General features: G+C 35.7%; 15 protein-coding genes. 2 read left to right on the plus strand and 13 right to left on the minus strand.

What is annotated here, in order from left to right:
* Window positions 1-147: 147 nt before the first annotated feature.
* The 4 genes from ACZZZI_RS15090 to ACZZZI_RS15105 all read right to left on the minus strand — a co-directional run bounded on the left by ACZZZI_RS15090 (window position 148) and on the right by ACZZZI_RS15105 (window position 5,910).
* The gene (locus ACZZZI_RS15090) at window positions 148-1,053 is read right to left on the minus strand and encodes a sugar phosphate isomerase/epimerase family protein (protein WP_424058909.1); all 906 of its coding nucleotides are present in this window, start codon (window positions 1,051-1,053) and stop codon (window positions 148-150) included.
* 50 nt (window positions 1,054-1,103) lie between these two features.
* Window positions 1,104-4,034: a TonB-dependent receptor gene (locus tag ACZZZI_RS15095; RefSeq protein ID WP_463489893.1), complete on the minus strand. Its 2,931-nt coding sequence runs from the start codon at window positions 4,032-4,034 to the stop codon at window positions 1,104-1,106.
* A gap of 192 nt (window positions 4,035-4,226) precedes the next feature.
* Window positions 4,227-5,246 carry a FecR family protein gene (locus ACZZZI_RS15100; RefSeq protein ID WP_463489894.1) on the minus strand — a complete coding sequence of 340 codons (1,020 nt, stop codon included), beginning with the start codon at window positions 5,244-5,246 and terminating at the stop codon, window positions 4,227-4,229.
* A 97-nt stretch (window positions 5,247-5,343) separates the two neighbouring features.
* Window positions 5,344-5,910 (minus strand): RNA polymerase sigma factor, encoded by a 567-nt coding sequence (locus ACZZZI_RS15105; RefSeq protein ID WP_463489895.1) that lies wholly within the window; start codon window positions 5,908-5,910, stop codon window positions 5,344-5,346.
* A gap of 182 nt (window positions 5,911-6,092) precedes the next feature.
* On the opposite strand from ACZZZI_RS15105, the gene ACZZZI_RS15110 reads away from it, so the two are divergent.
* Both ACZZZI_RS15110 and ACZZZI_RS15115 read left to right on the plus strand, forming a co-directional pair.
* A complete protein-coding gene (locus tag ACZZZI_RS15110; protein ID WP_316756723.1) occupies window positions 6,093-7,040 on the plus strand; it encodes an NAD-dependent epimerase/dehydratase family protein in 948 nt (315 codons plus the stop codon).
* A 117-nt stretch (window positions 7,041-7,157) separates the two neighbouring features.
* Window positions 7,158-7,886, plus strand: a complete 729-nt coding sequence (locus ACZZZI_RS15115; RefSeq protein WP_463489896.1) for a YebC/PmpR family DNA-binding transcriptional regulator — start codon at window positions 7,158-7,160, stop codon at window positions 7,884-7,886.
* A 298-nt stretch (window positions 7,887-8,184) separates the two neighbouring features.
* Here the strand turns inward: ACZZZI_RS15115 and ACZZZI_RS15120 are convergent, their stop codons facing one another.
* From ACZZZI_RS15120 to ACZZZI_RS15160, 9 genes are all read right to left on the minus strand, one after another.
* The gene (locus ACZZZI_RS15120) at window positions 8,185-8,967 is read right to left on the minus strand and encodes a carboxylesterase family protein (RefSeq protein WP_463489897.1); all 783 of its coding nucleotides are present in this window, start codon (window positions 8,965-8,967) and stop codon (window positions 8,185-8,187) included.
* A gap of 66 nt (window positions 8,968-9,033) precedes the next feature.
* Window positions 9,034-11,331, minus strand: a complete 2,298-nt coding sequence (bglX, locus tag ACZZZI_RS15125) for a beta-glucosidase BglX (RefSeq protein WP_463489898.1) — start codon at window positions 11,329-11,331, stop codon at window positions 9,034-9,036.
* 27 nt (window positions 11,332-11,358) lie between these two features.
* Window positions 11,359-13,104, minus strand: coding sequence for a discoidin domain-containing protein (locus tag ACZZZI_RS15130; protein WP_463489899.1), 1,746 nt, complete (start codon window positions 13,102-13,104; stop codon window positions 11,359-11,361).
* 79 nt (window positions 13,105-13,183) lie between these two features.
* Window positions 13,184-14,548, minus strand: a complete 1,365-nt coding sequence (locus tag ACZZZI_RS15135) for a glucoamylase family protein (protein WP_463489900.1) — start codon at window positions 14,546-14,548, stop codon at window positions 13,184-13,186.
* A gap of 15 nt (window positions 14,549-14,563) precedes the next feature.
* On the minus strand, window positions 14,564-16,231 hold the full coding sequence (locus ACZZZI_RS15140) for a glucoamylase family protein (protein WP_463489901.1): 1,668 nt from the start codon (window positions 16,229-16,231) through the stop codon (window positions 14,564-14,566).
* A gap of 66 nt (window positions 16,232-16,297) precedes the next feature.
* Window positions 16,298-17,128, minus strand: a complete 831-nt coding sequence (locus tag ACZZZI_RS15145) for a LamG domain-containing protein (RefSeq protein WP_316756736.1) — start codon at window positions 17,126-17,128, stop codon at window positions 16,298-16,300.
* A gap of 17 nt (window positions 17,129-17,145) precedes the next feature.
* A complete protein-coding gene (locus tag ACZZZI_RS15150) occupies window positions 17,146-18,630 on the minus strand; it encodes a RagB/SusD family nutrient uptake outer membrane protein (protein WP_316756739.1) in 1,485 nt (494 codons plus the stop codon).
* An 11-nt stretch (window positions 18,631-18,641) separates the two neighbouring features.
* Window positions 18,642-21,656 carry a SusC/RagA family TonB-linked outer membrane protein gene (locus tag ACZZZI_RS15155; protein ID WP_316756741.1) on the minus strand — a complete coding sequence of 1,005 codons (3,015 nt, stop codon included), beginning with the start codon at window positions 21,654-21,656 and terminating at the stop codon, window positions 18,642-18,644.
* A 335-nt stretch (window positions 21,657-21,991) separates the two neighbouring features.
* Window positions 21,992-24,874 (minus strand): ligand-binding sensor domain-containing protein, encoded by a 2,883-nt coding sequence (locus ACZZZI_RS15160; protein WP_463489902.1) that lies wholly within the window; start codon window positions 24,872-24,874, stop codon window positions 21,992-21,994.
* Window positions 24,875-24,959: the final 85 nt, after the last annotated feature.

Raw genomic sequence — 24,959 nt, forward strand, 5'->3', positions numbered from 1 at the left:
TTCTAAATAATAATCTTTAATGCTCATTTCCAGTTTACTAAAACGTTTTTTTAAACCTGATAAAATTTAAATTCTTTCAGGTGTTTTTACTGGTAAGCTTTAAATTTATATCTGAATAACCATCGCCTTGGCTTCAAGTAATTGGCTTTATATTAGGTTAGTTTTAATGTATTTGTAGCTCTCTGTAATACTTTGATAAACGTCTTTTTTAACTAAATCTTGTTCTGCAAAAATATAATCTAAACCTGCTGTTTTCGAAGCGTTAAAAATGCTCTTGAAATCTATTTGACCAGAACCAACTTCTGCAAAAACTGCTTTGTCTGTTTTATCCATATCTTTAACATGAAACATGCTATAGCGACCTGGATTTTTCTTAAACATTTCAACTGGGTCTAAGCCTGCATTTACGGCCCAGAAAATATCTAATTCAAAACTCACCAGTTTTGCATCAGTTTCATTTAAAAGAATATTATAACCTGTTGCACCATTTCCTTGATCCTTATATTCGAAATTGTGGTTGTGGTAAGCTAGTTTTAAGGCCGATTTTTTACATAGTTCTCCAGCCTGATTAAATAATGCGGCCATTCTCTTATAATCATCTAAGGTACCAGTTGCTCTAACATCGGTTGGTAAGGCTGGTATTACAAAGTATTTCTGTCCAACAGTTGCGGCCGTTTCAATGTGCGATTTTAGAACGGTATCACCCTTTCCCGATAAGAAATCGGAAACATTGTAATGGCCGCTCGGTGTAGTGAGATTATTGTTTTTAAGTAGTTTGGAAAAGTCTTTTGCTTCTAAACCCCAAAAACCTTTTACTTCGTATTTGCCCGGGTAGCCGTAATAAGTTTCTACCTGGTTGTAGCCAATACTTGCCACTTTTTGGATTGTCGCATTCACATCGGCCGCTAATTGATCTCTTAGTGTAAAAAGGCCAATGCCTATTTTCGAAATCTTTGCTGGGTTAGCTAATGCTGATGAAATAAACGATGGACTTAAATAAGCTGCTGCTGCGGCCAAGCCTGCTTTTTGTAAAAATGCTCTTCTGTTTGTCATAATGAAATGTTTTAATTAAAAAGCCGGAGCATAAACCCCGGCTTTAATTGTTAAAATGAATAAGCTAATGATCCCCAGAAAGTACGTTGTAGTAAAGTTCTGCCTATCATTAATTGACCTGGAGCTACATTTGCGAAGTCTCTAAATTGATCTCCGCGAACATCGCCTTCGGTTAACACTTTTGCATCTAACAAGTTGTCTGCCCAAACTCTTAATGCTAATTTTTTAGTGAAGTTATAACCTGCACCTGCTTTCATTACCACGTAAGAAGGTAATTTGTAACTATCGCTTGGTGAAGTATAACGTGATCCTACGTAATTAGCTGCAACATATAAATTAAAGTTTTTGTAATCGTAGTTTGCACCTAGTTCTGTATTTAAAACAGGTACACGCTCAGTTCTATTTCCAGTAAAGCTGTAAACACGGTTACCAAATTCTGCCGCAACAGCTGCGTTTCCACTTGTATTAGCTTCGTAATCTGTGTATTTCGAATCTTGTAAAGTTCCCGTAAAACGTAAACTTAAAGGTTTAGCGATTTTGTATGAAATTTCGTATTCAGCACTAAATGTACGGGTAGAACCGAAGGCTACCAAAGCCTGTTGGCCAGCTGCTGCTGTAGGTACATTAATGCTTAACGATACATTTTTAATTGCTGAATAACTTCCCGATGCGAAAATTGCTAAGTTGTTTTTAGCATATTTAAAACCAACTTCACCTAAGTAAACTGGGCGTTTTTTAATGTTAGCACCATTATATGCCGATGCATTATAATCGCCAATGTTTGGTGCATTGTAAGCTTTCGTTGCTCTGGCAAATACGCTCGATGTTGAACTGATTTTGTAATTAGCACCAATTGATGCAGCCCAGTTAGTTAATGTTTCATCGTAGCTGGTATAACCTAAAATAGTTGGAGAAGCGGCTGCTCTAATATTAACCGTACCATCAGCATTTAATGCATAGTAAGGTCTGTCACCTTGCACATTTTGGTTGTCAATTCTGGCGCCAATATCTACACGCCATTTATCTGATAATTTAATTTCATCTCCTGCGTAAACAGATAATGTTCTAGTATCGCCAATGAATGTGTTTTTGGTTGTAATTGTTCTTTCTAAAGCAGTAGGAGATTGTAAAATAATACTTGGATGTTCTTTGAATTCTGTAAATGATCTAAAAGCATAACGTAAATCATCGCGATTATATTGATGTATCCCACCTCCGATGTTTAAGCTATGATTTTTTATAGTTTTCTTTAAATCTAAGTAATCAATAATTTGAACATCAGTATTGAATTGTCCTTGTGCGTTTGATGTAATTACTTGATCTCCAGCTACAAAAGGAGAAACTGCACCGCCTGGTAAATAATATGGTGTTGTTGCTGTTCTAGCCGCAATTCCTCCAGGTGCTGTGTAGGTAACATTGGTATGGGTATTTTGGTATCGGAAGTTGTTTACGATTTGCCATCCACCATCGGTTAAGTAATTAAACTGGAAACCACCCGAACCCAATTTAGTATGCATACCATCAGTTAGGCTAAAATTGTGCATGCCATTTGCCGGGTCGTTGTAACTCCATTCCGTTTGAACTGGAACAATAGATTGGGTAGCAATATTATAATCGCGGTAAGTTGTTGGTTTTCCAGTTCCATCATAAGGATAATAACTGGTTAACAGAAACTGAACCTTATCATTTAAGTATTTACCATACACACGAATGAAACCTTTATTGTTTTTGAAATTAAAAGTCATGTTACCTTTAATTTGTCCTCCGCGGTTAGCAGGATTAAAACCTTGATCAACTACACCATTATCTGTGCGGTAAAAACCACCAATGTTATATTTTACATTATCACTGATTTTGCCTCCAGTATTTCCATCGAAACGATATAAGCCTTGAGAAAAACCAGTTGTAAATTTAACCTGACCATATTGTTTATCAGCGCCAACATAACTTAGATTGTTAACTACCGCTCCAGGTGTATTTGCCTGTATAATTGAAGCATTACCACCTCTAATGGCTTCGATGTTTTGGATTGTTAAATCCGTTTTATAATATTGATCTACTGATGGTGTAGTGTTAAATCCTGTTGGAAGTAATGGTAATCCATCTTCTTGAATACCTAAGAAAATGTAGCCACCTGCTTGAGGAAACCCTCTTACCCAAACATTACCCGGACCATCACCACCTGTACTTTCTACAGTTAAGCCTGGTATTGCTTTTAATAAATCGGTGCTGTTTAAAGGCGCTCTGTTGGTAATATCTTTGCTGCTTACTGAAGTTAATGCAACACTACTTTCTAATTTCTTCTTCGGATTACCGCCTGTAACCATTACACTTTCTAACTGAAGATTATCTTCTGATAGGCTAATTGTTAAGTTCTCGTCTGCATTGCCTGGCGATAAGTTTACTTCTTTAGAAATAAAGCCAACATATCTTACTACTAATATGCGACTATCTACCGTTAGGCCTTTCAATGAAAATGAACCGTTCTCATCAGTAGTTGTGCCTATAGTTTTGCCTTTGACTGATACAGATACGCCAGGAAGTGGATTGCCTTTTCCATCGGTAACTTTACCTGTTACAACACCTTCAAAAGCTTTTAGAATTTCTAAGTTGTTATTAGCGGGAATAGAATAGAGCAAAATCTGATCTTTAACTATCCTATATCCCACGTCATAACGTTTTAGCGAATTCTCAAGAAAGTATTTTAATTTTTGATTTACAACGTTGATAGAAACTTTTCTATCAGAATTGATTAATTGAGGACTATAAACGAATTTAACTTTTGCAAGAAACTCCGTTTTCTCTATAATAGTTTTAATATCCGTTTGATCGGCTTTAATTGAAATTTGTTTGTTAAGAAAGTCTTGAGCATCTGCATTTTTAGCGAACGCAGAACAAGTAAAAATAGTTATTGCAAGTAATTGGTAAATCGAAACTCTCATTGCATAAATTGCCAGCGAAATAAGTTGATTTTTTTTCATAAATTTGGTTATTGTTCATTAAATGATTGGATTTATTGGACATGGAAATACCATAGATACATTCAGATGTATTTAACTCGCCGGCAATGCCCCACATTGTCGGCTTTGTTTTTTAAGAATATATTATGGAAGTTGAGCCGAGATTATGGGCTGTTTGATATCATTTCTATCTTCATAATTTTATATGTTTGGTTAGTTTTTGTTTGAAACCACAATGCTGGTTCCTTCTATTTGGTATTTGCTCGATATTGAACCACAAAGCAGGTCTAGTTGCTCATAAAGTCCTTTTTTGCTTAGGTCACCTGTAAACGTATAAGCTAAAATCTCCTCATTATAAGATTTTATCTCAATGCCATACGCATCTGTAAGGGTTTTAAAAATGGCTTTTAAATTTTCTTCCTTGAAGTTATAATTGATGCTGTTTTTTATATTATAAGCTTCGGCTAAAGGAATTGGTTTTTCAACCAAAGTGGTTTTTATATTATGCGCTTTAAATAAGCCTTTCTGATTTGGTGTTAGCAAAACAGGAATTGCTATTTTTTCTCCAGGTAAATTAATAATATCGTTACAAGTATTTTCATTAACCTGCACTTTACCAGTTCTAACTGCAACTTCTGCAGGCAAGTTTTTTAACGATTGTTTTACGAAAAAGCTTGTGCCTAAAACTCTAACAATTAATTTATTGTTATAAACATAAAAAGGTCTTTTAGCATTCTTAGTTATCGAAAAGAAAGCATCACCCTTTAAGTAAACTTTACGATTATTAGCTGCAAAAACTTTTGGATAAATAATATTCGATTTCGGCTGAAGCGTAACTTCACTATTATCGTTTAAAGAAATAATTATTGGTTTTGATGTTTCGTTAGTTTTAGAGATTAAGGTTAAATCGCTATTATCATTCATAAATGAACTTTCGGCATGATCGCTGAAAACATAAATTCCAGAAATAATAAAAGCTATAATTACAGATGCTGCAATTGCAGTTTTTACCCAAATTAATTTTAAAGTGTTTCGTTTTTTGGGCTGTTGAGTATTCTGTTTTAATTTTAACCAAGCATTATCTTTCATTTCATCTAATTCAGCTGAAGAAAGATTGCTAATAATTTTATCTCCTAATAAACCATACCATTGGTCAAGCCAAAGTTTTTCACTTTCAGTACAATTTCCAGATTCGTATCGGGTAAGTAAATCGTAAAACGATTGTTTGTTCATAAAAGAAATATTTGGTTAATATATACAAGTAACCTAACTGAGGTGATACCCTAAAGCTAAAGTGTTAATTGTTTTGAAATAATTGTAATTAATTGATTTACAGCAAGAAAAATATGTAAAAATTTTTAAGATATTCCTTTATGCGTTTTAGGGAACGCGTAATGTGATACTCTACAGCTTTTTCTGATATGTTTAAACCGTTAGAAATATCTTTAGTAGTTTGATGATTATATCGGCTTAATCTAAAAACCTCTTGAGTTTTTTCGGGTAAAGAATTTAGGCTTTTCTCAATAATTTCTGATAAATCCTTTAAGCCAACCATACTCGATGTATCTTCTGAGTTAGTTCTATAAGTAATCTGTTCATATTCAATATATCGGTTTGCAACTACTTCCGAACGGATATGATTGATAACACCAAATTTTAATGAACCAAAAAGGTAATTACGTAAATCTTTTATATCTGCAGTCGCTCTTTTTTCCCAAAGGGATATGAAGATATTTTGAACCAGCTCCTGGGCAATAACTTTATCACTCGTTTTTTTGTAAGCAAGCGCTAGTAGTTCTTTACTAAAACCGTTATAAATTTTTTCATACGCAGCCGCATCACCCAGTTTTAGGCGATTAATTAAATCAAGAGATTCTTCTGGCTGAATGGAACCCATATTTATATTTGGAATAGAAGTAAATGTAATAATTAATTTCTTTTAGCTTCAATTTGCAAGCGCATAAATACTATTGAAGTGTGTTATTATGGTTTATACTTTTTAAAGCTATTCACTTAGTTTAAATATTTTACAGCCCTTTTATCTCATTTTTTTACCTTTGCTCAATCTCTACAAAAAATATGCAAGAAAATATAGTTGTTTTAGGCTCAAACGGACAAATTGGTACTGAATTGGTTACCATGTTACGTAAAATTTATGGTGATGATCATGTTGTTGCCTGCGATATTCGCAGACCCGACTATGATATCAAAAACTCCGCACCTTTTGAGTTCGTTAATGTACTCGATAAGGAAATGATTAAAGGCATTTTTCATAAATATAAGCCTACACAAGTTTATTTACTAGCGGCTTTGTTATCGGCAACTGGCGAACAAAACCCTAAACTTGCCTGGGATTTAAATATGAACGGATTATTAAACGTTTTGGATTTAGCACTTGAGTATAAAACAGCAAAAGTTTATTGGCCAAGTTCTATTGCCGTTTTTGGTCCAAATTCGCCAAAAGATAATACGCCGCAATATTGCACCATGGATCCAAATACCGTTTACGGAATTAGCAAATTAGCAGGAGAAAGATGGTGCGAATATTATCATCAAAAATATGGCTTGGATGTACGAAGTATTCGTTACCCAGGTTTAATTAGTTGGAAGGCTGCTCCAGGTGGCGGAACAACAGATTACGCCATTCATATTTTTCACGATGCATTAAAAAAAGGTAGTTACCAGAGTTTTTTAAATGCAAGCTCTGAGTTGCCAATGATGTACATGGATGATGCCATTAGAGGAACAATTGAATTAATGGATGCCCCGGCTGATCAGATTTCGGTTCGTAGCAGTTATAATTTTGGTGGTGTAAGTTTTACACCAGAAATTTTAGCTGCAGAAATCAGGAAACATATTCCTGATTTTAAATTAACTTACGGCGATAAAGATCCTCGTCAGCAAATTGCAGATAGCTGGCCTCGTTCTATTGATGATAGTTATGCTACAAAAGATTGGAACTGGAAACCTGAGTTCGATTTATCTAAACTTACAATTGATATGTTAAATAATTTAAAGAAAAGCTAAAAGCCTGAAGCAAAAAGTAAAAGCTGAAAGACCAAAGCAAAATAAAAAATAAATAAGGTTGATAGTAAATCCTAGACCAATGTCTTGATACTTGATACTAAATACTTGATACTAAAAATGGGAAGAGCATTCGAATTTAGAAAAGAAAGAAAATTTAAGCGTTGGGCCAAAATGGCCGTTCAATTTACGCGTATTGGTAAAGATATCGTGATGGCAGTTAAGGAATCTGGGCCTCATCCAGAAACCAACTCTCGCTTACGTACAGCCATGCAAAATGCAAAAGCTGTAAATATGCCAAAAGATAGGGTAGAAGCAGCAATTAAACGTGCTTCGGATAAATCGATGGCTAACTATGAGGAAATTGTTTACGAAGGTTACGCACCGCATGGTGTTGCTGTATTGATTGAAACAGCTACCGATAACACCAACCGTACAGTAGCTAACGTACGTAGTTACTTCAATAAAACGGATGGTTCTTTAGGTAAAACAGGCTCGCTTGATTTTATTTTTAACCGTAAATCTATTTTCAGGTTTGTGCCTGGAGAGGGCTTAGATTTGGAAGAATTAGAATTTGAATTAATCGATGCTGGTTTGGAAGAATTATACGTTGAAGCCGATGAAGAAGGAAATGATATTGCTGTTGCTCAAGCTGCTTTCGAAAACTTTGGTTCTTTACAAAAAGCATTAGAAGAAAAAGGCATTGAGTTAAAAAGCTCAAAATTAGAGCGTATTGCTTTATCGCACCACGAGGTTACAGAAGAACAAGCTGCCGATGTTTTAAAACTGATTGACAAATTAGAGGAAGACGATGACGTGCAAGCGGTTTATCACAATATGGCCGAATAAAATCGAATTATTATTTATAACAAAGGCCTGAAGATTTTTCTTCAGGCCTTTGTTATTTTCATCATTTTTTATTTGAAGAGCAGAACCTGTGCTCATTGCTCTCATCAGTCCCGCCACCATTTCAAGTCCTCAACCTCGTTCCTCGGTTTCCGGGCTTTACATTTTGTCGGGTCTAGGTTACTTAGGTAAACCTAAATTGGTTAAACCCGACAGGAGCGAACACGTAACCGAATTTTTATGAGGCAAGTAAAGCAAATGGCGGGGCTACCGAAACCGATTATTACTGAAACCTGCTTTTCTAATTCTTTTTATGCGAAAATAACCATGGCAACAACTCTGGCTCGGCAAATGCACTATCCCAGCTGTTATGGTTTGCATTTGGGTAAAGTGTAAATTTAACTTCATCGCCAAGAGTTTTTAAACGCTCAGAAACGGCAATTGAATAAGCTGGGTCAACTACATCATCTTTGCCGCCGTGAAATATCCAAAGCGGAACCGATTTGTATTTATTAATGTTGTTGGTATTGTCTCCACCACAAATGGTAATTGCAGCGGCAAATGTGTTGCGTTTCCTTCTCAACAATTCAAATGTACCCATACCACCCATAGAAAGGCCGCCAACGTAAACTTGCTTTTTATCTACATATGGTTTTTTTAAGAAATCTTTTACCATGCCAACCAAAGCATGCATAGCTTTTGTGGGTTCGCCACCATTTACAAAGCTAAAGCTTCTTTTACCTTGTTCATTAGGGCCAATGCTTACATTTGCCCAATAATCATTAGCGGGGCATTGTGGAAAAACAACTATTGCAGGGAATTTTTTACGGTTCTCGTCTTTTAGAAACAATTTAGCTCCGTGCACCAATTGGCTTTCGTTATCATTTCCTCTTTCTCCACTTCCATGCAAAAAGAAAACGATTGGGTATTTTTGAGCAGGGTTAAAATTCTCGGGAAAAAGAATTCTGTAATAAATTGAATCTCTACCTTTTATGAAATTTCCTTTCTCAAATTGTTTAAACTCTTGAGCTTTTAAGGCCAATATCAAAGAAACGAGGGATATGGTTAGAATGATCTTCTTCATAAAGCAAAATTAAAAAACCCCAGCTACTTTGCAATAGTCTGGGGTGTAACCAACCAATATTAACTTTTATTTTAATAAGAAAGATGCTTCTTTTACATCTCTCGAATTAGAACCAATAAAAACTTTAAAATCTCCAGGTTCTGCAACGAATTTCAAATCAGAATTATAAAACTTCAAGTCGTTTTCTGAGATGGTAAATGTTATGTTTTTGCTTTCGCCTGGCTTTAAACTCACTTTTTGGAAGCCTTTAAGTTCTTTAACGGGACGAGTAATACTTCCTACTAAATCCTGAATATATAACTGAACAACCTCTTTACCTTCATATTTTCCAGTATTGTTTAAGGTAATTGATGCGGTAATGGATTTCCCTTTGCTTAAGGTGTTTGAACTTAATTTAACATCACTGTAGCCAAATGTGGTGTAACTCAAACCAAATCCGAAAGGATAAAGCGGATCGTTACTTACATCTAAATAGTTAGAACGGAATTTTTCGAACCATTTGCCTTCAGCCAACGGGCGACCCGTATTTTTGTGTGCATAATAAAGCGGCACCTGACCAACGTTTTGTGGGAAAGTTGTACTCAGTTTGCCAGATGGATTCACTTTTCCGAAAAGCACATCGGCAATCGAATTTCCAGCTTCGCTACCTGGAAACCAAACGTTTAAAATTGCAGGAATATTTTCTTGCTCCCATTTTAAAGCCAATGGACGACCAGTAAACAATACTAAAACTATTGGTTTGCCAGTTTTAGCTAATGCTTTTAACAAGTTTTTTTGTGTTTCAGGAATTTGAATATCCGTAACACTACTTGCCTCGCCTGTAAATTCCGAACCTTCGCCAATTGTAGCAACAATAACATCCGATTTTTCGGAAACTTTTAAAGCCTCTTTAATCATTTCCTCTTCTGTACGAGAATCGCGTTTGTAAGTAGGATTGTGAATATTTACGTAACGATGTTCGGCTACAGAATCGGCTAAAAAGTTTGAGCCACGAGCGGTTAAAATTTTAGCATCGTTTCCTATTGCATTTTTTAAACCTTGTAAAACCGTAACCGACTTATCAAATAAAGCAGCAACACTCCAGGTACCGTACATGTTAGCAGTATTATCAGCCAATGGACCAATTAAACCAATGGTTCCAGTTTTTTTAAGTGGTAAAATGTTGTTGTTATTTTTTAATAATACAAAACTTTCTGCCGAAATTTCGCGTGCAACCTGACGGTTTTCTGCATTGAAAACTTCTTTTTCGGCTCTTTCTGTATTTAAGAATTTATACGGATCGGTAAATAAACCTAATTTGTATTTAGCTTGAAGTACTAAACGACAAGCTCTATTAATTTGATCGATGCTTACTTTTTTCTCAGCAAGTGATTTTTTTAATGTTCCAAGGAAACCTTCGCCAACCATATCCATATCTATACCAGCGTTTAAAGCCAAAGCAGAAACAGTTTGCAAATCGCCCATACCATGTGCAATCATTTCAGGAATACCAGTATAATCGGTTACCACAAAACCCTTAAATCCCCATTGATTACGTAAAACATCAGTCATTAACCATTTACTTCCAGTTGCAGGGATACCGTCAACTTCGTTAAAAGAAGCCATAATACTTGCGGCGCCAGCATCAATAGCAGCTTTGTAAGGTGGAAAGTATTCGTTGTACATGCGTACTTTACTCATGTCGGTTGTATTGTAATCTCTTCCAGCTTCTGCTGCACCATATAAAGCATAGTGTTTTACACATGCTAAAATTTCGTTATTAGCTTGAAGTTTGCCTTGATAACCTTTAACCATTGCAGCAGCAATTTGAGAACCTAGATAGGCATCTTCTCCATTGCCTTCTGAAATTCTTCCCCAACGCGGATCGCGGGAAATATCAACCATCGGAGAAAATGTCCAGTTAATTCCGCTTGCACTTGCTTCAATCGCTGCAACTCTTGCCGATTTTTGAACAAGGTTCATATCCCAAACGCAGCTCATACCTAGTGGAATTGGAAATACTGTATTGTAGCCATGGATAACATCCATACCAAAAAGCAATGGAATTTTCATTCGGCTATTTTCTACGGCTACTTTTTGTACCGCTTTAATTTTTTCAACGCCCTTAATATTGAAAAGCCCTCCAACTTTACCATCTTTTATTTTTTGACCAATATCGCTACTGTTTGCCTGCCCAGTTGTAATGTCACCCGAACTTGGCAAATTTAACTGACCGATTTTCTCATCGATAGTCATTTTTGACATCAAATTACTGATAAAGGTGTTCATTTTTGCTTCATCGGTAGAAACAGGTTTTTTCGTTTGTGCGTTCGAACTTACTGCTACAATTGTCAGTAAAATAAAAAGGAATTTCGCTTTGTTCATTATATGTGTGTATTATTCTTTTAAAAATTAATCAACTTTTTTAACTTCAGTTTTTGCCGATACGCCATTTTCGTTTATCGCTTCAATAGAGAAATAATAAGCTTTTTGACTATCCATGGCCTTAAACCAATACTCGTTAAAATCGTGTATCATAATGCAGTTATAAAGCTTGTCTGGCGCTGTACCATAGTACAAGTTGTATGCAAAAGCATTATCTACCGAAGGCCATTTTATGTATGCGCTCCGTTTATCCTTTTCGGTTCGTAATACAATTAGGTTTTTAACAGCATCCGGTTTCTGTCCGTTACCGTTTCCGAAAACTCGTAATCCACTGATCGCGAATTTCCCCGTTGGCATGTGTATGTTAACCAGTTTAATAAACCTTGTTTTTACAGGTTTTTCTAGTTCAATGTAATCGTGAGGAACATCTTTTTTATTTTGACTCTTATCAACAAGAGTAGTCCATTTTTTGCCATCTACCGATGAAAGAATTTTGTATTGATGAAAGATTCCTGTTTGTTTTCCTATAAATTCCGCATCCTGATCAGCGTAATTAATTTGAATGGCATTAACTGTTGCTAAACTTCCTAAATCTGTTTGAATCCATTCGCCGCTGTTGGCTGTTTTTGCGCTCCAATAAGTTTTAATACTTTCATCAACAGCATTATTCGCATTAAATGATCCTAATGTTGATGAAACTGTAACAGGCTTTTTATAGTTTATCAGCATCCATCCTGGGCCAGCAGGACCGTTCTCTTTTCTTTCAGATGGAAGATATAACGGATAATCGCCAAATGCAGTGTTTGTCCACATCACATCATCTTTATCGAAGCCAGTAGGCCAGATTCCCATTCTACGTTCCCAAGTATTTTTAACACAAATTATACTGGTAGAAATGTGCCAATAGTTTTTAGCATTATCTTGAAATGTTGCACCATGACCAGCCCCGCGAGAGAAACCACCGCCTTTGTAACTTAGTGGATCTGATTGAGGTGTATAGGGACTATCGTAAAAAAGCGGCTTGGATCCAACTACTACGCCATCCGAATATCCACTAAATTCTGTGCCCGGCGCACCATATTGAAAATAATACTTGCCATTATGTTTGGTCATCCACGCACCCTCAGCAAAAGGATCAAGAAAAGTATCGTCCATATATTCGCCAAAACGTTGCCAGCCATAACGCCAGCTTTGAAGTAAGTACATCGGTGTACGCGTTCCTATTGGCTTAAATGTTTTTCTATCTAGTTCTACACCATACATTGGATAATTGTTGCTGCTTCCGTTGTACATGTAAAACTTGCCATCATCATCGGTAAAAAATGCAGGATCCCAGCCGCCAATTTCTAACGAATCGACTAATGGGAACCATTTATTGCCTAAAGGATCTGTACTGCCCCACAAGGTGAAGTTTTTAGTATAAGTACTTCCAAAAACGACAACTGTATCACCAATAATGCCGACACCTGGTGCGCAAAGTTCATCTTTGGTTTTATTCCACGGACGAAGAAATTTACGTTCTATAAATTTCCAATTCAGCATATCAGAACTGTGCCAGTAACCCCATTGGTTGGTGCTGAATAACAAGAATTCGCCTTTATAATTTACTATAACTGGATCGGCGGTTGCACGGTGTTTACCCCATTCTGTAAAGGATTCAAATGGTGTGTAACCATAATCAACATTAATAGGGTTACAATAAGTTTTTTGTTGCTGCGCAAAAACTGCAGAAATGTAACCTAATATTAATATTGTAAGTATTGTTTTTTTCATGTTTTAAACTTGAAAAGTCATTTCGAGGTACAAAAAAATCTAATCAACAAATGAGATACTTTGCAACTCGAAATGATAATTATTTTATAGCCAGACTCTCAAATCCTAGCTTAGTTAATCCAGTTTTCACTTCAGGTGCACTCATAAATAGATTCCACAATAAACCTGTTCTTCCATTTTCTATCATCACCACAATCGGCCCTTGATCTATACCTATATATCGCTTAGGAAACCACTTTTCAGTTTCGCTATATGCATCGTAAAAGCCATATTTACCCCATACTTTATCACCTAATTTTTCATATAAATATCTAATTACCTGCATACTTTCTTTCGGAGTATATGGATACGATGATAAAGCCGCGGTAGGACTGATCACTCCTTCATCTTCCTGAGGATTATGAGCAGCATATCCTTTTACGGAGTAGCTAGCTGTTAAGCCCCAAGAGTTTTTTCCGTAACCTTTGAAGCCTTTAGGATTAGCGATAGCATAATCGTAATTTATTAATGCCTGATTTCTGTTTTCTTCCCAATAATTGGCATATTTATCTTTTAAGCCCTTCGGATTTAAACCTAAATAAGAATATTGAGCCCAAAAAAGAGGTCCAACGCCTTCACCAACAACATTATGTTTTAATTTTATTGGATGACCATATAAAGAAATATTTGTGTTAATAGCTCCATTTTTTGCCCAACCTTGATGATAAACCTCAGCTGGTACACCGTGGGTAGGAGAGCATGCCGCTAAAACATAAGTTATTAAACATTCGTTATAGCCCGTAATTGCAAAGTTCATTTTCCAACCTGCCGTTGGCGACCAATGCCAGTATAATACATTTTCGTTATTCTTTCTATAAAAATTCCATTCAATGCCTTTCCAAAGCTCATCTGCTTTTTTTGCTAATGCTTTTTCTTCTGTATTTCCGTTTGCATAATATTGGCGCACACAAAGTAAAGCTTGTGCAAGAAAAGAAGTTTCCACTAAATCTCCAGCGTCATCGTTTTTTCCAAATGCTTTGGGTTTTCCAGAAGGAAGCATCCAATGGGGCCAAACGCCGTGAAATCTTTCTGCTTTTGCCAGAAAGCTTAAACCTTTATTTAAACGATTATAGCCTTCTTTTTTAGTGATAAATTTACGATCGATACCAACAAGGATAGACATTAAACCAAAACCTGAAGCTCCAGTTGCAATTATATTTCTATCATTTTCTGGATATACGCCATCTACGTGATAACGCTCTCTTGCTAAGCCAGAAACAGGTTCTGCACCATCCCAAAAATATTGGAAAGTTTGTTTTTGTACAACATCGAGCAGTTGATTATCTGATAAGCCTTTTTTTATCGGCGGAGCTAATTTTATAACTTCGAAATCTTGTGCATTGCTAGTGCAATTTAGACCAGAAGTAATCGAAATAATAAGAAGGATTTGGAATGTTAGTTTCATTATGTAAAATTGTAATTAAAGATTTGGGCTACTAAATCCCAGATTACGCATTCCTGCTTTAACCTCTGGAGCACTCATAAATAGGTTCCAGATTAAATTTGTACGATAATTTTCTATCATAACGATAATCGGGCCCTGATCTATTGCAAGAGTTGAAGTAGCAAACCATTGATCTTGAAGTGAAAAAGCATCGTAAAAACCATAATCACCCCAGGTTTTGTTGCCTAATTTATAGTAAAAGTATTTTAAAGCTGCCATAGACTCAGTTGGCGTATATGCAAAGGATGATAGTGCTGCGGTAGGTGCTATTACACCGACATCGTTACCAGGAGAACTTGCTGTATAACCATTTTTGATGTCGCTAGCAGTTAAGCCCCAGCAATTTTCCCCATAACCATAATAACCCGTCGGGTTTGCTTTGCAATAATTATAATTTATTTGAGCGTGCGCTTTGGTTTGTGTTTCATAATTGGCATAAGTATCTGTTAAGCCTTTCGGATTAATGCCCATAAATGAATAATGCGAAAAAAATAAAGGTCCACCATTAGCTGGCCCTAAAGGAAGTTGAACGCCATAGTAAGAGTTTCCGTTTTTCATTGCACCGTTTTGTGCCCAACCACTATCATAAACGGTTTTAGGTATAGAATAAGTAGGAGCGGCTGCAGCCATAACGTAAGTAATAAGAGATTCATTCCAACCTTTTATTGGCAAATTCATATCCCAATTGTAATTAGGGCTCCAGTGCCAATAAAGAACATTGCCATTATCCTTACGATACCAACTCCATTCAACACCATTGTAAATTGTGTTAATGTCTGTTCTTAAGGTAGTTTCTGATGCATCTGCACCGTTAAAGTATTGACGAGCGGTAATTAAACCAGCCATTAAAAATGATGTTTCTACCAAATCGCCACCATTATCTTTTGTGCTAAACGGAATTACCTTTCCTGTATTTCCATCTAACCAATGCGGATAAGCACCATGAAAGCGCTCAGCAGTTTTAAGAAAGGAAACAATTTTTTGCATTCGAGTGAGCCCATCAGCTCTGCTGATGAAATTGCGACTAATGCCAGTAACTAAAGCCATTATGCCAAAACCAGAACCACCAGAAGTTACGGTGTTACCAGATGTATTTCTTTCTCGGGCTAAACCACTGGTTGGGTGACCAAAATCCCAGAAATACTTAAATGTTTGTTTTTGAACTAATGTTAACAGCTCATCGTCGCTAATTCGAGGAAATTTGTCGGTATCATCAACAGCTGTAATTAAATTTACAGCAACACTGCTTTGTAATTTGTTGCCTGCTTTTGAAAGCAAACCTGTATTTGTGGTTAAAATATATTTTGTAATTGGTTGTAATGCTGCTGAAGGCGTTATTACAAGCGTATTATCGTTGTTTTCTAAAGTTGGAGTAAATGGAGTTGCCGTTCCCGCGGCATCGGTAAAAGTAATGTTCCCTACAACGGAAGATAGATTGATGGGAGATGAAAAGGTGATTTTTACAACAGGGATGTTATTCAATCCGTAATAAGTAAAGCCAGCAAAATTTCCGTTAACTTTTAAATCAGAAAATTGAAATGATGTTGGAGGAACAATAGGAGGTTCTATTGGGGAAGGTGTACTGCTTTTTTTACATGAAAAAAAAACAGTTAATAACAGTAAAAAATAAAATTTTATATTCATAGTAAGGTAGTTGAAATGAGCCATCATAAGATGGCTCATTTATTTTTGTCTATGAAGACGAAAAAATTACTTTCCTCTTCCTTCTAGTTTAGCTATATATCCAACTTCTTCATCAGATAATGCTTTATTGAAAAGTTTAACTTCATCTAACTGGCCAGTTAAATAACTAGCCCAAGGTTCTTTTGAGTGACTTGTTGTTTGGCTAGGTGTAGTCATAAATTGTGTTGTGCCGAAAACCAAATTTCCAGAGTTAACAAAGTTCAATGGACCTGTTATGCCATCAAGTTTACCAGAACTTACTCTAGAACCATTAACATATACCTTAACTGTAGATGTAGCTTCATCGTATGAAACAGAAAAAGCGTTCCATTTCCCAAAGAAATTAACAACATTACTAGCAGTATAAGTTTTATCACCTACACCATTGTTTGTAAATACGATTTTTAATGTCGCATTTTCATTAGTACTGCCGTTTTCTACAAAGATTTCTAAATTTCCCCAAAACTGAGATTTGTTAGAAAGACTAAAAAGAGCAACGATACCATTAGACGGTGGCGGTGTGTTAATCCATTCGGTTAAAGTGAAACTTTTCAAGCCTAAAACTTTAGCCGATGGTACACTTAAAAAATAACTATCAGTTCCACCTTGTAAAGATTTTCCTTTAATGCCAGTACCAAAACTTGTTCCAGTATTGGTACCAGCAGTATTTGATACGCTATCTACTAAACTTCCATCAAAGGCCCAGTGTGCAACTAGGTTTGCTGATGCGATTTGTTTTGAATTAGTATATCCTCCAATACTTAATGCAGGTGCATAAGATGATGGTTCAAATTCTTTCTGGCATGATGATAACCCTAAGGTTACAGCCGCCATCAATACAAAATATTTTGTTTTCATTTTTTTAAATTAAGCGATTAATAACCAGGATTTTGTGTTAAAGTGCCAGCACTTTTGTCAATTTCTGTGGATGGAATTGGCCATACCTCATTTTTATTTGCTTTCCAGCCCTTTGGCCCAAAAACAGTCGCAGCACGACCTTGACGGATTACATCGAAGTAACGATCAGACTCCATCGCTAATTCAACTTGCCTTTCTTTCTGAATAGCAGTACGCAATACATCTTTATCAGAAGTGGTTACATCAGGTAAAACTGTAGCAACGCCACCACGAGCACGAGCACGTACACGGTTAAGTGATGTTCTAGCTAAAGCTGGGTTGCCCTGTTCGTTAGCAGCTTCTGCATTCATTAAAAGAACATCAGCAAAGCGAAGAACCCTCACGTTCTGTTGAGCACCTTCATTAAATCCAGTAATTATTTGACTAAACGGTACGTAAGATTTTTGGTTATACATAGGGTTATCACCTGTAGCGCTGATTGCATCACCTTGAGGGGTTGTTTCTCCTCTGAAAATTATGGTTGCATCCCTTCTAACATCACCAATTTCATATGCAGCAGCGATTACGGCAGTTGGTACATTGAATCCCCATCCACCAACACTTCCTCTTACTCCTTGTACTTGGCTATATTGAGAAGTTGCAGAACCAGCTATACTTGGAATGATTTCACACTGAATTTCAAAAACTGATTCTACACTGTTTTCATTATTTAAACGGAAACTTTGCTCATAACTAGGAACTAAATTATAACCTAAAGTCATAACTGTATTTGTTAAGGAAAGTACGTCTGCCCATTTTTGTTGGTACATAGCAACTTTCGCATGTAATCCTAATGCAGCACCTTTTGTTGCTCTTCCTAAATCTACAGAAGTATATGTTTGAGGTAAAACAGCTGCAGCATCATCTAAATCTTTCTCAATTGCAGCCCAAACTTGCGCTTTAGGTGTTCTTGGTATATTAAATTCTGAAGCATCCTTTGGTACATTTAAACGTAAAGGAACGTCACCAAAAGCACGCACTAGTCTAAAATAAGAGTAGGCACGAACAAATTTAGCTTCAGCAATATATCTCGCTTTTAAAGTAGCGTCCATGCTAATTGCAGGAATGTTATCTAAAAGTTGATTACAAAGATTGATGTTTTGATATTGACCTGTCCAGAAACCTTGAAGTTGACCTTCGGTTGAAGTAACTGTAAAGCTATCAAAGCCATTTAAGTAACTTGCATCATTTGCAGAACTTCCTTTTTCAGCATCATCACCAGCGATACTTTCCACAGCAAGTGCTGGAAAAGCTGTGTTTTCCCAGCTCCTTAGATTTGCATAGATGGAGTTTACAGCTTTTGTTGCGTCATCTTGTGTTTTCCAAAAGCTAATAGCTGGTTGTTGCGCTTGAGGATCTACATCTAAAAAGCTTTTTTTACATGCAGGTAATACAAATAGACTAGCGCATAAAGCAATAAGTCCAATCTTTTGTATATAATTATTTTTATAATTTAATTTCATTGCTTTATTTATTAGAAAGTAACTTGAAGACCTAATCTATAAGTAGCTGATAGTGGATAAACATTTGCATCAATACCTGCATTAGTTGGTGTGCCTCCAATCTCTGGAGTGAAGCCCTTATATCCAAATAGGTTTATTGCATTTTGTGCATCAACAAAAATTCTTACTCTTTGCATTTTCCATTTGCTCATCAGTGATGATGGTAAAGCGTAACCCAATTGGATATTTCTTAAACGAATATAAGAGCCATCTTCAACATAGAAAGAGTTAGGAGCAGCATTTGCTGTTGAACCAACATTTGCAGAAGGATAGATATTTGAAGTACCAGCACCATGCCATCTGTTATCATAGAAATCTTTGCTGTAGTTTTCGTTACCAAAGCGGTATGCAACGTTTGCGTTGTATACATCAACTCCTGCTACACCCTGAATGTCGAGAGATAAATCGAAGTTTTTGTAATTGAAAGTTGTATTTAAACCGTAACTGAATTTAGGATTAGGATTACCTAAAACAATTCGGTCTTTTCCATCAATAACACCGTCGCCATTTTGGTCAACATATTTAAAATCACCAGGTTTAGCATTTGGTTGTGCAGAAGCTGTTACTTCAGCAGCAGTTTGGAATATACCAGCTACATCGTAACCGAAAAATTGACCAATCGCACCACCTTGAATAGTACGTGTTGCTAAACCACCATTTGCTATGCCAGCACCACCTGCGTAAATTGGGTTTTGACCAGTCACGACTGATAATACTTTATTATTGTTGATGCCGATGTTACCGCTAACTGAATAACCAAATCCGTTTTTAGATTGATTTGAATAGGTAGCTAAGAATTCGAAACCACGATTTTGGAAATCGGCCTGATTACCAATTAAAGTACCAGATGCAGTACCTATCGAAGTTAAGATAGGAATTTCGAAAATTGCTTGTTCTGTTTTCTTATTATAAACACCAGTTTCGATTGTTAAATGATTATCTAAGAATCTCGCCTCAATACCAATATCAGTTCCTGTAGTACGTTCCCAATTCAAGAATGATGGTACTAAAGAGTTAACATTTGCTCCCGTATAGCCGACACCGTTAAAGAAAGCTACTAAATTACCACCTTGAGCAACTGTTAAAGTTGTCGGGTTAATTGGTACACCAGCATTACCTACTTTACCCCAGGATCCTTTTAGTTTTAAATAGTTTACTACTTTTTGGTCCTTCATAAAGTTTTCGTTACTGATTACCCAACCAGCACCAACTGCAGGAAAATTACCCCATAAATCACCACCACCAAAAAACTGAGATGCAGCATCTCTACGAATTGTTGCGTTTAATAAATATTTATCTTTATATGAATAGTTTACACGACCAAAGTAAGATGCTGAAGTTGATAAACTTCCACCATCAACAACTGTACGTGTAGCTGCGGTACCTAATGAAAGATATAAATCGCCATCGCTAGAATATGGAACATCAAAAGCCGTTGCGTTAATATTATAAGATTTTCTCCTTTGCGCTGTAGTACCAACTAATGCAGTAATGCTATGATCACCAAACGTGTTTTTATATGTTAATGTGTTTTCAAGAATCCAGTTTCTGGTTTCAGTTCTGTTAATTCTTAAAGTACTTTGAGTAGTTCTTTGGCCTTGAGTTGCTGAGTATAAAGGTGTATAACCTCTAACTTCTGCCTGACCGAAATCACCACCTGCGCTAGTTCTAAAAGTAAAGTTTTTTGCAATTGTTAATTCTGCATAAACGTTACCATTAATACGATAGTTTTTAGATTGCTGATTAAAGAAATCTAAAGTAACTTGGGGGTTAAAGTTATTACCACCACCCAAACTGAAATCATTAGCATCTCCATAGGTTCCATCTGCATAATATACTGGAACAACTGGGCCTGCAGCATACAATTGACGGAAGATACCACCATCAATGTCATTTGAATTAATAGATGTACCAGAAACCGTGTAACCAATCTTTAAAGGTTTTAGTACCTGAAAATCGTTCGATAATTTTGCAGTATAACGTTTGTAATTTTGGGTTTTAACAATACCATCCTCGTTTGTGTAACCTAATGAGAAGTTATATGTTGTTTTTTCAGTTCCACCGTTCACAGATAATTGATGATTAGTTTGTAGAGCATTTCTGAATGCCTGATTATACCAATTAGTACCTGTACCAAAAGAGGAAGGATTTGCAAATAATGGGCTTGCTCCATTAGAAGCAGATAATTCATTGATAATGGTTGCATATTCTGTTGCATTAGCCATTTCTACCTGATTGGTAACCGCTTTGAAACCTACAGAACCGTTATAATTAATGGTTGGTTCGCCAGTTTTGCCTCTCTTAGTAGTTACTAAAACAACACCATTTGCTGCACGGATACCATAAATAGATTGAGAAGACGCATCTTTCAAAATACTTAGATTTTCTATATCAGCAGGGTTTAAGAAGCTTATTTCATCATACCAAACACCATCTACAACATACAAAACACCCGTATTGCCATAAATTGTGCCCGTTCCGCGGATCGTAATTTGAGGAGATGAACCAGGAGCACCATTGTTCGTAATTGAAACACCAGCTACTTTACCTTGTAAGGCACTTACTGGGTTTACTGATGCTTGTTTAGAAATATCTTCTCCTTTAACTGTCGCTACAGAACCTGTAACATCAATTTTTCTTTGAGTACCATAACCCACAACCACAACCTGCTCTAATTGTTGATCTTGTGATGCTAATGATACATTAATTGTTGTTCGGTTTGATACCGCCAGCTCTTGAGCAGTAAAACCGATAAAATTGAATACCAAAGTGGCGTTTGCAGGCGCACTGATTGAGTAGTTGCCGTTTGCATCTGTTTGCGTACCAGTTTGTGTACCTTTAACTAATACAGTTACGCCTGGTAGAGATGATTTATCACCTCCATCAATCACCTTACCTTTTACAGTAATGTTTTGCGCAAATGCTACGTTAATTGTTAGTAGACAAATAGCAGCTAGAACAGAAAGTCTTGTAAAGATTCTTTTCATGCTTTATTATAAATTTAGTTTAATTGTTAATCTAATGTGAGGTTGTTTTTGCTCTTGTGCAAGCTGTATTACCTCTACATTAATACATCATTAACAAAAGAGTAGTATCTCAAGGCTGCATACCAATTGCGAAATTGGACTGAAAACGCAGTTTTTTGAATTGTAACTAGATGATTACGTACACACAAAGTGTATAATTTACACAAAGCTTTTTGAGTACATTAAATATTGCTTATGAGAGGTAATGATGTAGTCCCAAAGAAGTAGTGAGTAGTAATAAATGGTTAAAAACCAATTTTATGTACATTTTATGTCAAGCGTTGTGTATTCTAAAATTACAGTTCCATTAAAAATTCGGTGAGGTTTTTATCGTGTGGAACGTTAAGCTTTTTACGCAAACGATAACGGCGAATTTCTACTCCTCTCAGGGTGATATTAAGTAAAGAAGACATCTCTTTACTGCTCATATTCATTCTTAAATAAGCACATAATTTAAGGTCGTTTGGTACCAAATCCGGGTGGCCCGCTTTAAGCTTTTTGAAGAAACTTTCGTGTGCTTCATTGAAACTATTTTCAAATAAATGCCAGTCACGCTCGTCATTCATCCCTTCATTTATTACTTTCTGAATTCTACGTATTTGTTCATCTGCAAGTTTTTTTCCATTTTCATCCTTAAGCTTTAAAATATCATCGCTTAATTTTTGAAGTAATTCGTTTTTGTAAACCAACGTCATAGCAGAATTAGCAAGCTCACGGTTTTTAGAAGCCAGCTCTGCTTGCAATTTTTCTGTTTGCAGCTTGTGAATCTCTTTTTCGTTCGCTTCAGATTCTTGCTTTAAAATTTCATCTTGCTCGGCTTGCAATTTATCTGTTATTTTCTGACTATCTTTTTGAAGTTTACGCTCATAGATTTTTTTACCCATGACTAAAATAATCACAAACATAATCGAATACAGGATTATAGCCCAGTTGCTCAGATACCATGGCCTAAGAACAGTAAACTCAAAGGTCGTAATATCACTAACTTGCGAATCATCGATTTTCGCTCTTACCTTAAATTGGTATTTACCGCTGCTTAAGTTGGTAAAATCTTTTTGAGTGGCATAACTCCAATCAGACCAATCTTTTGAATAACCTTCTAAATAATACTGAAACTTGATTTTAGCTTGCCTGTAATGCGGTAGCGAGAAAGAAATGCGGATATTATTTCTGCTATTTCTAATTTCAATTTCAGAACCACCATTACCATTTTCACTGATTATGGAATACTTATCTGTAATATCTTCGATTCTACGAATTAAAACCTTTTGCTGAATCTTACTTGAAGATGATTGGATTTTCTGACTTGCATTGTAAAAAACAAAGCCATCATCAACACTTATTAAATAAATAGAATCACTTATTCGGCTGATGTTTTCGTAATACTGAACCATCTTTCCATCCAAAATGCTGAAACGATTTGAATCTATAGAGATTTTTCCTGCCTCACCGAAATTAGCCAAAGCAGTTTTACCATGATTAATAAACCAGTATTTTTTAGAACCAGCATTAATAATTTTATTAGAGGAGGCAAAAGAGCCAAGCGTTTTATTGAGTATGTTATATTTAGAAAACCGATCGCTTATATTATCATAAGTGAAGAATCCAGATTCACTCGCAAAAACAATCTTATCTTCTAAATTAAATAGATTAAGGTTGTAGTTCGTTGGTAAACCATTTTTCTCATCATAATACTTGTTCGAAATAACGGTGCTGTAATCGCTACTTAGTTTTAATTTATATAAGCCTTTATAAGCATGACTAACCCATATTTCGCCTTTGTTATCTTGTTCTACATATCTCGAAGGCTCGCTAAAATTGGCTATTTTTTTATAGAATTGCCATCTTCCACTGCTATTTTTATTAAATAATAATAAACCTGTATAGGTTCCTTGAATTAGTATGTTCGGATTGCTATTTAGCTTTTTTATTGTCCAGCCGCCACTATAACCCGTTAGTTTTTCAATTTTATTGCCTATAACGTTAAAAGTTCCGTTGTTATGGCCGCATAAAAGCTGACCATCGATTATAGTAAGCTCCCAAACTTGCCCCTGCGAATTTGGTATGAGTTTAAAATTTAAGTTCGAAAACTGGTCGTTTTGATTCCAATCACTATAAAAAAGACCTTGATTAGTTCCTAAATAGATTTTATTTTGAAAGATTACACTAGAATAAACTGTTCCAAAAATACCTGTTTTATCAAGATAGAAATACAAAGGTGAGTTGAGTTCAATTCTATCGATACCATTATCCAGCCCAGCCCATAAATTTTGCTCATTATCGGCATATAAACTTAAAACAGTATTGTTCTGTAAACCGCTCGATTTGTTTATCCTCTGGATGATTTTACCATTTTCATCAATAATGATAATTCCATTAAGGATGGTTCCGTAAGCATAATATTTATCGAGAATTTTTGCTCCATTATTTAACTGAAACGCCGAAAGAAAAGAATTTGCTGCTGTATTAAACGGTGTAAATGTTTTCCCGTCAAATAGAAACAATCCGTCTTTACCCGTTCCAATTAATAACATGTTTTCTTTAAAAGGTAAAATCGATAAAACCCCTGTTTTGCACACAACGTCGCTACCTGGTATAAATTCTAAATTATTTCCTTTAAGCTCGTATAAGCCTTTGTTTTCTACAATAAAGCGATTGCCTATCTTGTAAGAGAATAAAAAATTACTTGCATTTTTTAATATTGAAATCTTGCCGTTTACATAAATATAAATGGTGCTAAAAGACTGAAAAATGATTTTATTGCCATAGATATGGATTTTCCAGATTTCATCTTTAAGTTGGTCGGATTTTGGAATTAAATTAGTTAAGGAGGTATATTTTAGTTTATTTTTTTTAAAAGACCAATATCCAAAAGCACCAAAACCGCCAGTATAAATTTTACCATTATTATCTACAGCAACCGAGCGAACAATTTGGTTATTCGGCATTTTGTACTGCTGCCAGTATTTCCCATCATAAGTAAGCAAACCTTCGGCATTGCCAAAATACATTACGCCATCCTTATCTTTTGCTACACTCCAGTTTTGGTTACCAGAAGCATAAAGCGCTTTCGAAAAATTTTCTATATACGGAACTCCGATACTTTTTATATCAGCGGCATATAAGTTTACAGAAGTACAGATAATAAGGAAGAAAACGCAGCGTAAAAATTTTTGCATGTGTAAATTTGGTAGTCGTTTTTTTACACGAAGTTAAAGAAAAATAAATCGAAGATCTTAAATTGAATTATTTCGCGATAAAATG

The sequence above is a fragment of the Pedobacter sp. AC190 genome, assembly GCF_979258025.1.

Excerpts from the sequence above, each read along its gene's own strand:
- ACZZZI_RS15090 (WP_424058909.1), bottom strand. The coding sequence starts at position 1,053 with ATGACAAACAGAAGAGCATTTTTACAAAAAGCAGGCTTGGCCGCAGCA.
- ACZZZI_RS15095 (WP_463489893.1), bottom strand. The coding sequence starts at position 4,034 with ATGAAAAAAAATCAACTTATTTCGCTGGCAATTTATGCAATGAGAGTT.
- ACZZZI_RS15100 (WP_463489894.1), bottom strand. The coding sequence starts at position 5,246 with ATGAACAAACAATCGTTTTACGATTTACTTACCCGATACGAATCTGGA.
- ACZZZI_RS15105 (WP_463489895.1), bottom strand. The coding sequence starts at position 5,910 with ATGGGTTCCATTCAGCCAGAAGAATCTCTTGATTTAATTAATCGCCTA.
- ACZZZI_RS15110 (WP_316756723.1), top strand. The coding sequence starts at position 6,093 with ATGCAAGAAAATATAGTTGTTTTAGGCTCAAACGGACAAATTGGTACT.
- ACZZZI_RS15115 (WP_463489896.1), top strand. The coding sequence starts at position 7,158 with ATGGGAAGAGCATTCGAATTTAGAAAAGAAAGAAAATTTAAGCGTTGG.
- ACZZZI_RS15120 (WP_463489897.1), bottom strand. The coding sequence starts at position 8,967 with ATGAAGAAGATCATTCTAACCATATCCCTCGTTTCTTTGATATTGGCC.
- bglX (WP_463489898.1), bottom strand. The coding sequence starts at position 11,331 with ATGAACAAAGCGAAATTCCTTTTTATTTTACTGACAATTGTAGCAGTA.
- ACZZZI_RS15130 (WP_463489899.1), bottom strand. The coding sequence starts at position 13,104 with ATGAAAAAAACAATACTTACAATATTAATATTAGGTTACATTTCTGCA.
- ACZZZI_RS15135 (WP_463489900.1), bottom strand. The coding sequence starts at position 14,548 with ATGAAACTAACATTCCAAATCCTTCTTATTATTTCGATTACTTCTGGT.
- ACZZZI_RS15140 (WP_463489901.1), bottom strand. The coding sequence starts at position 16,231 with ATGAATATAAAATTTTATTTTTTACTGTTATTAACTGTTTTTTTTTCA.
- ACZZZI_RS15145 (WP_316756736.1), bottom strand. The coding sequence starts at position 17,128 with ATGAAAACAAAATATTTTGTATTGATGGCGGCTGTAACCTTAGGGTTA.
- ACZZZI_RS15150 (WP_316756739.1), bottom strand. The coding sequence starts at position 18,630 with ATGAAATTAAATTATAAAAATAATTATATACAAAAGATTGGACTTATT.
- ACZZZI_RS15155 (WP_316756741.1), bottom strand. The coding sequence starts at position 21,656 with ATGAAAAGAATCTTTACAAGACTTTCTGTTCTAGCTGCTATTTGTCTA.
- ACZZZI_RS15160 (WP_463489902.1), bottom strand. The coding sequence starts at position 24,874 with ATGCAAAAATTTTTACGCTGCGTTTTCTTCCTTATTATCTGTACTTCT.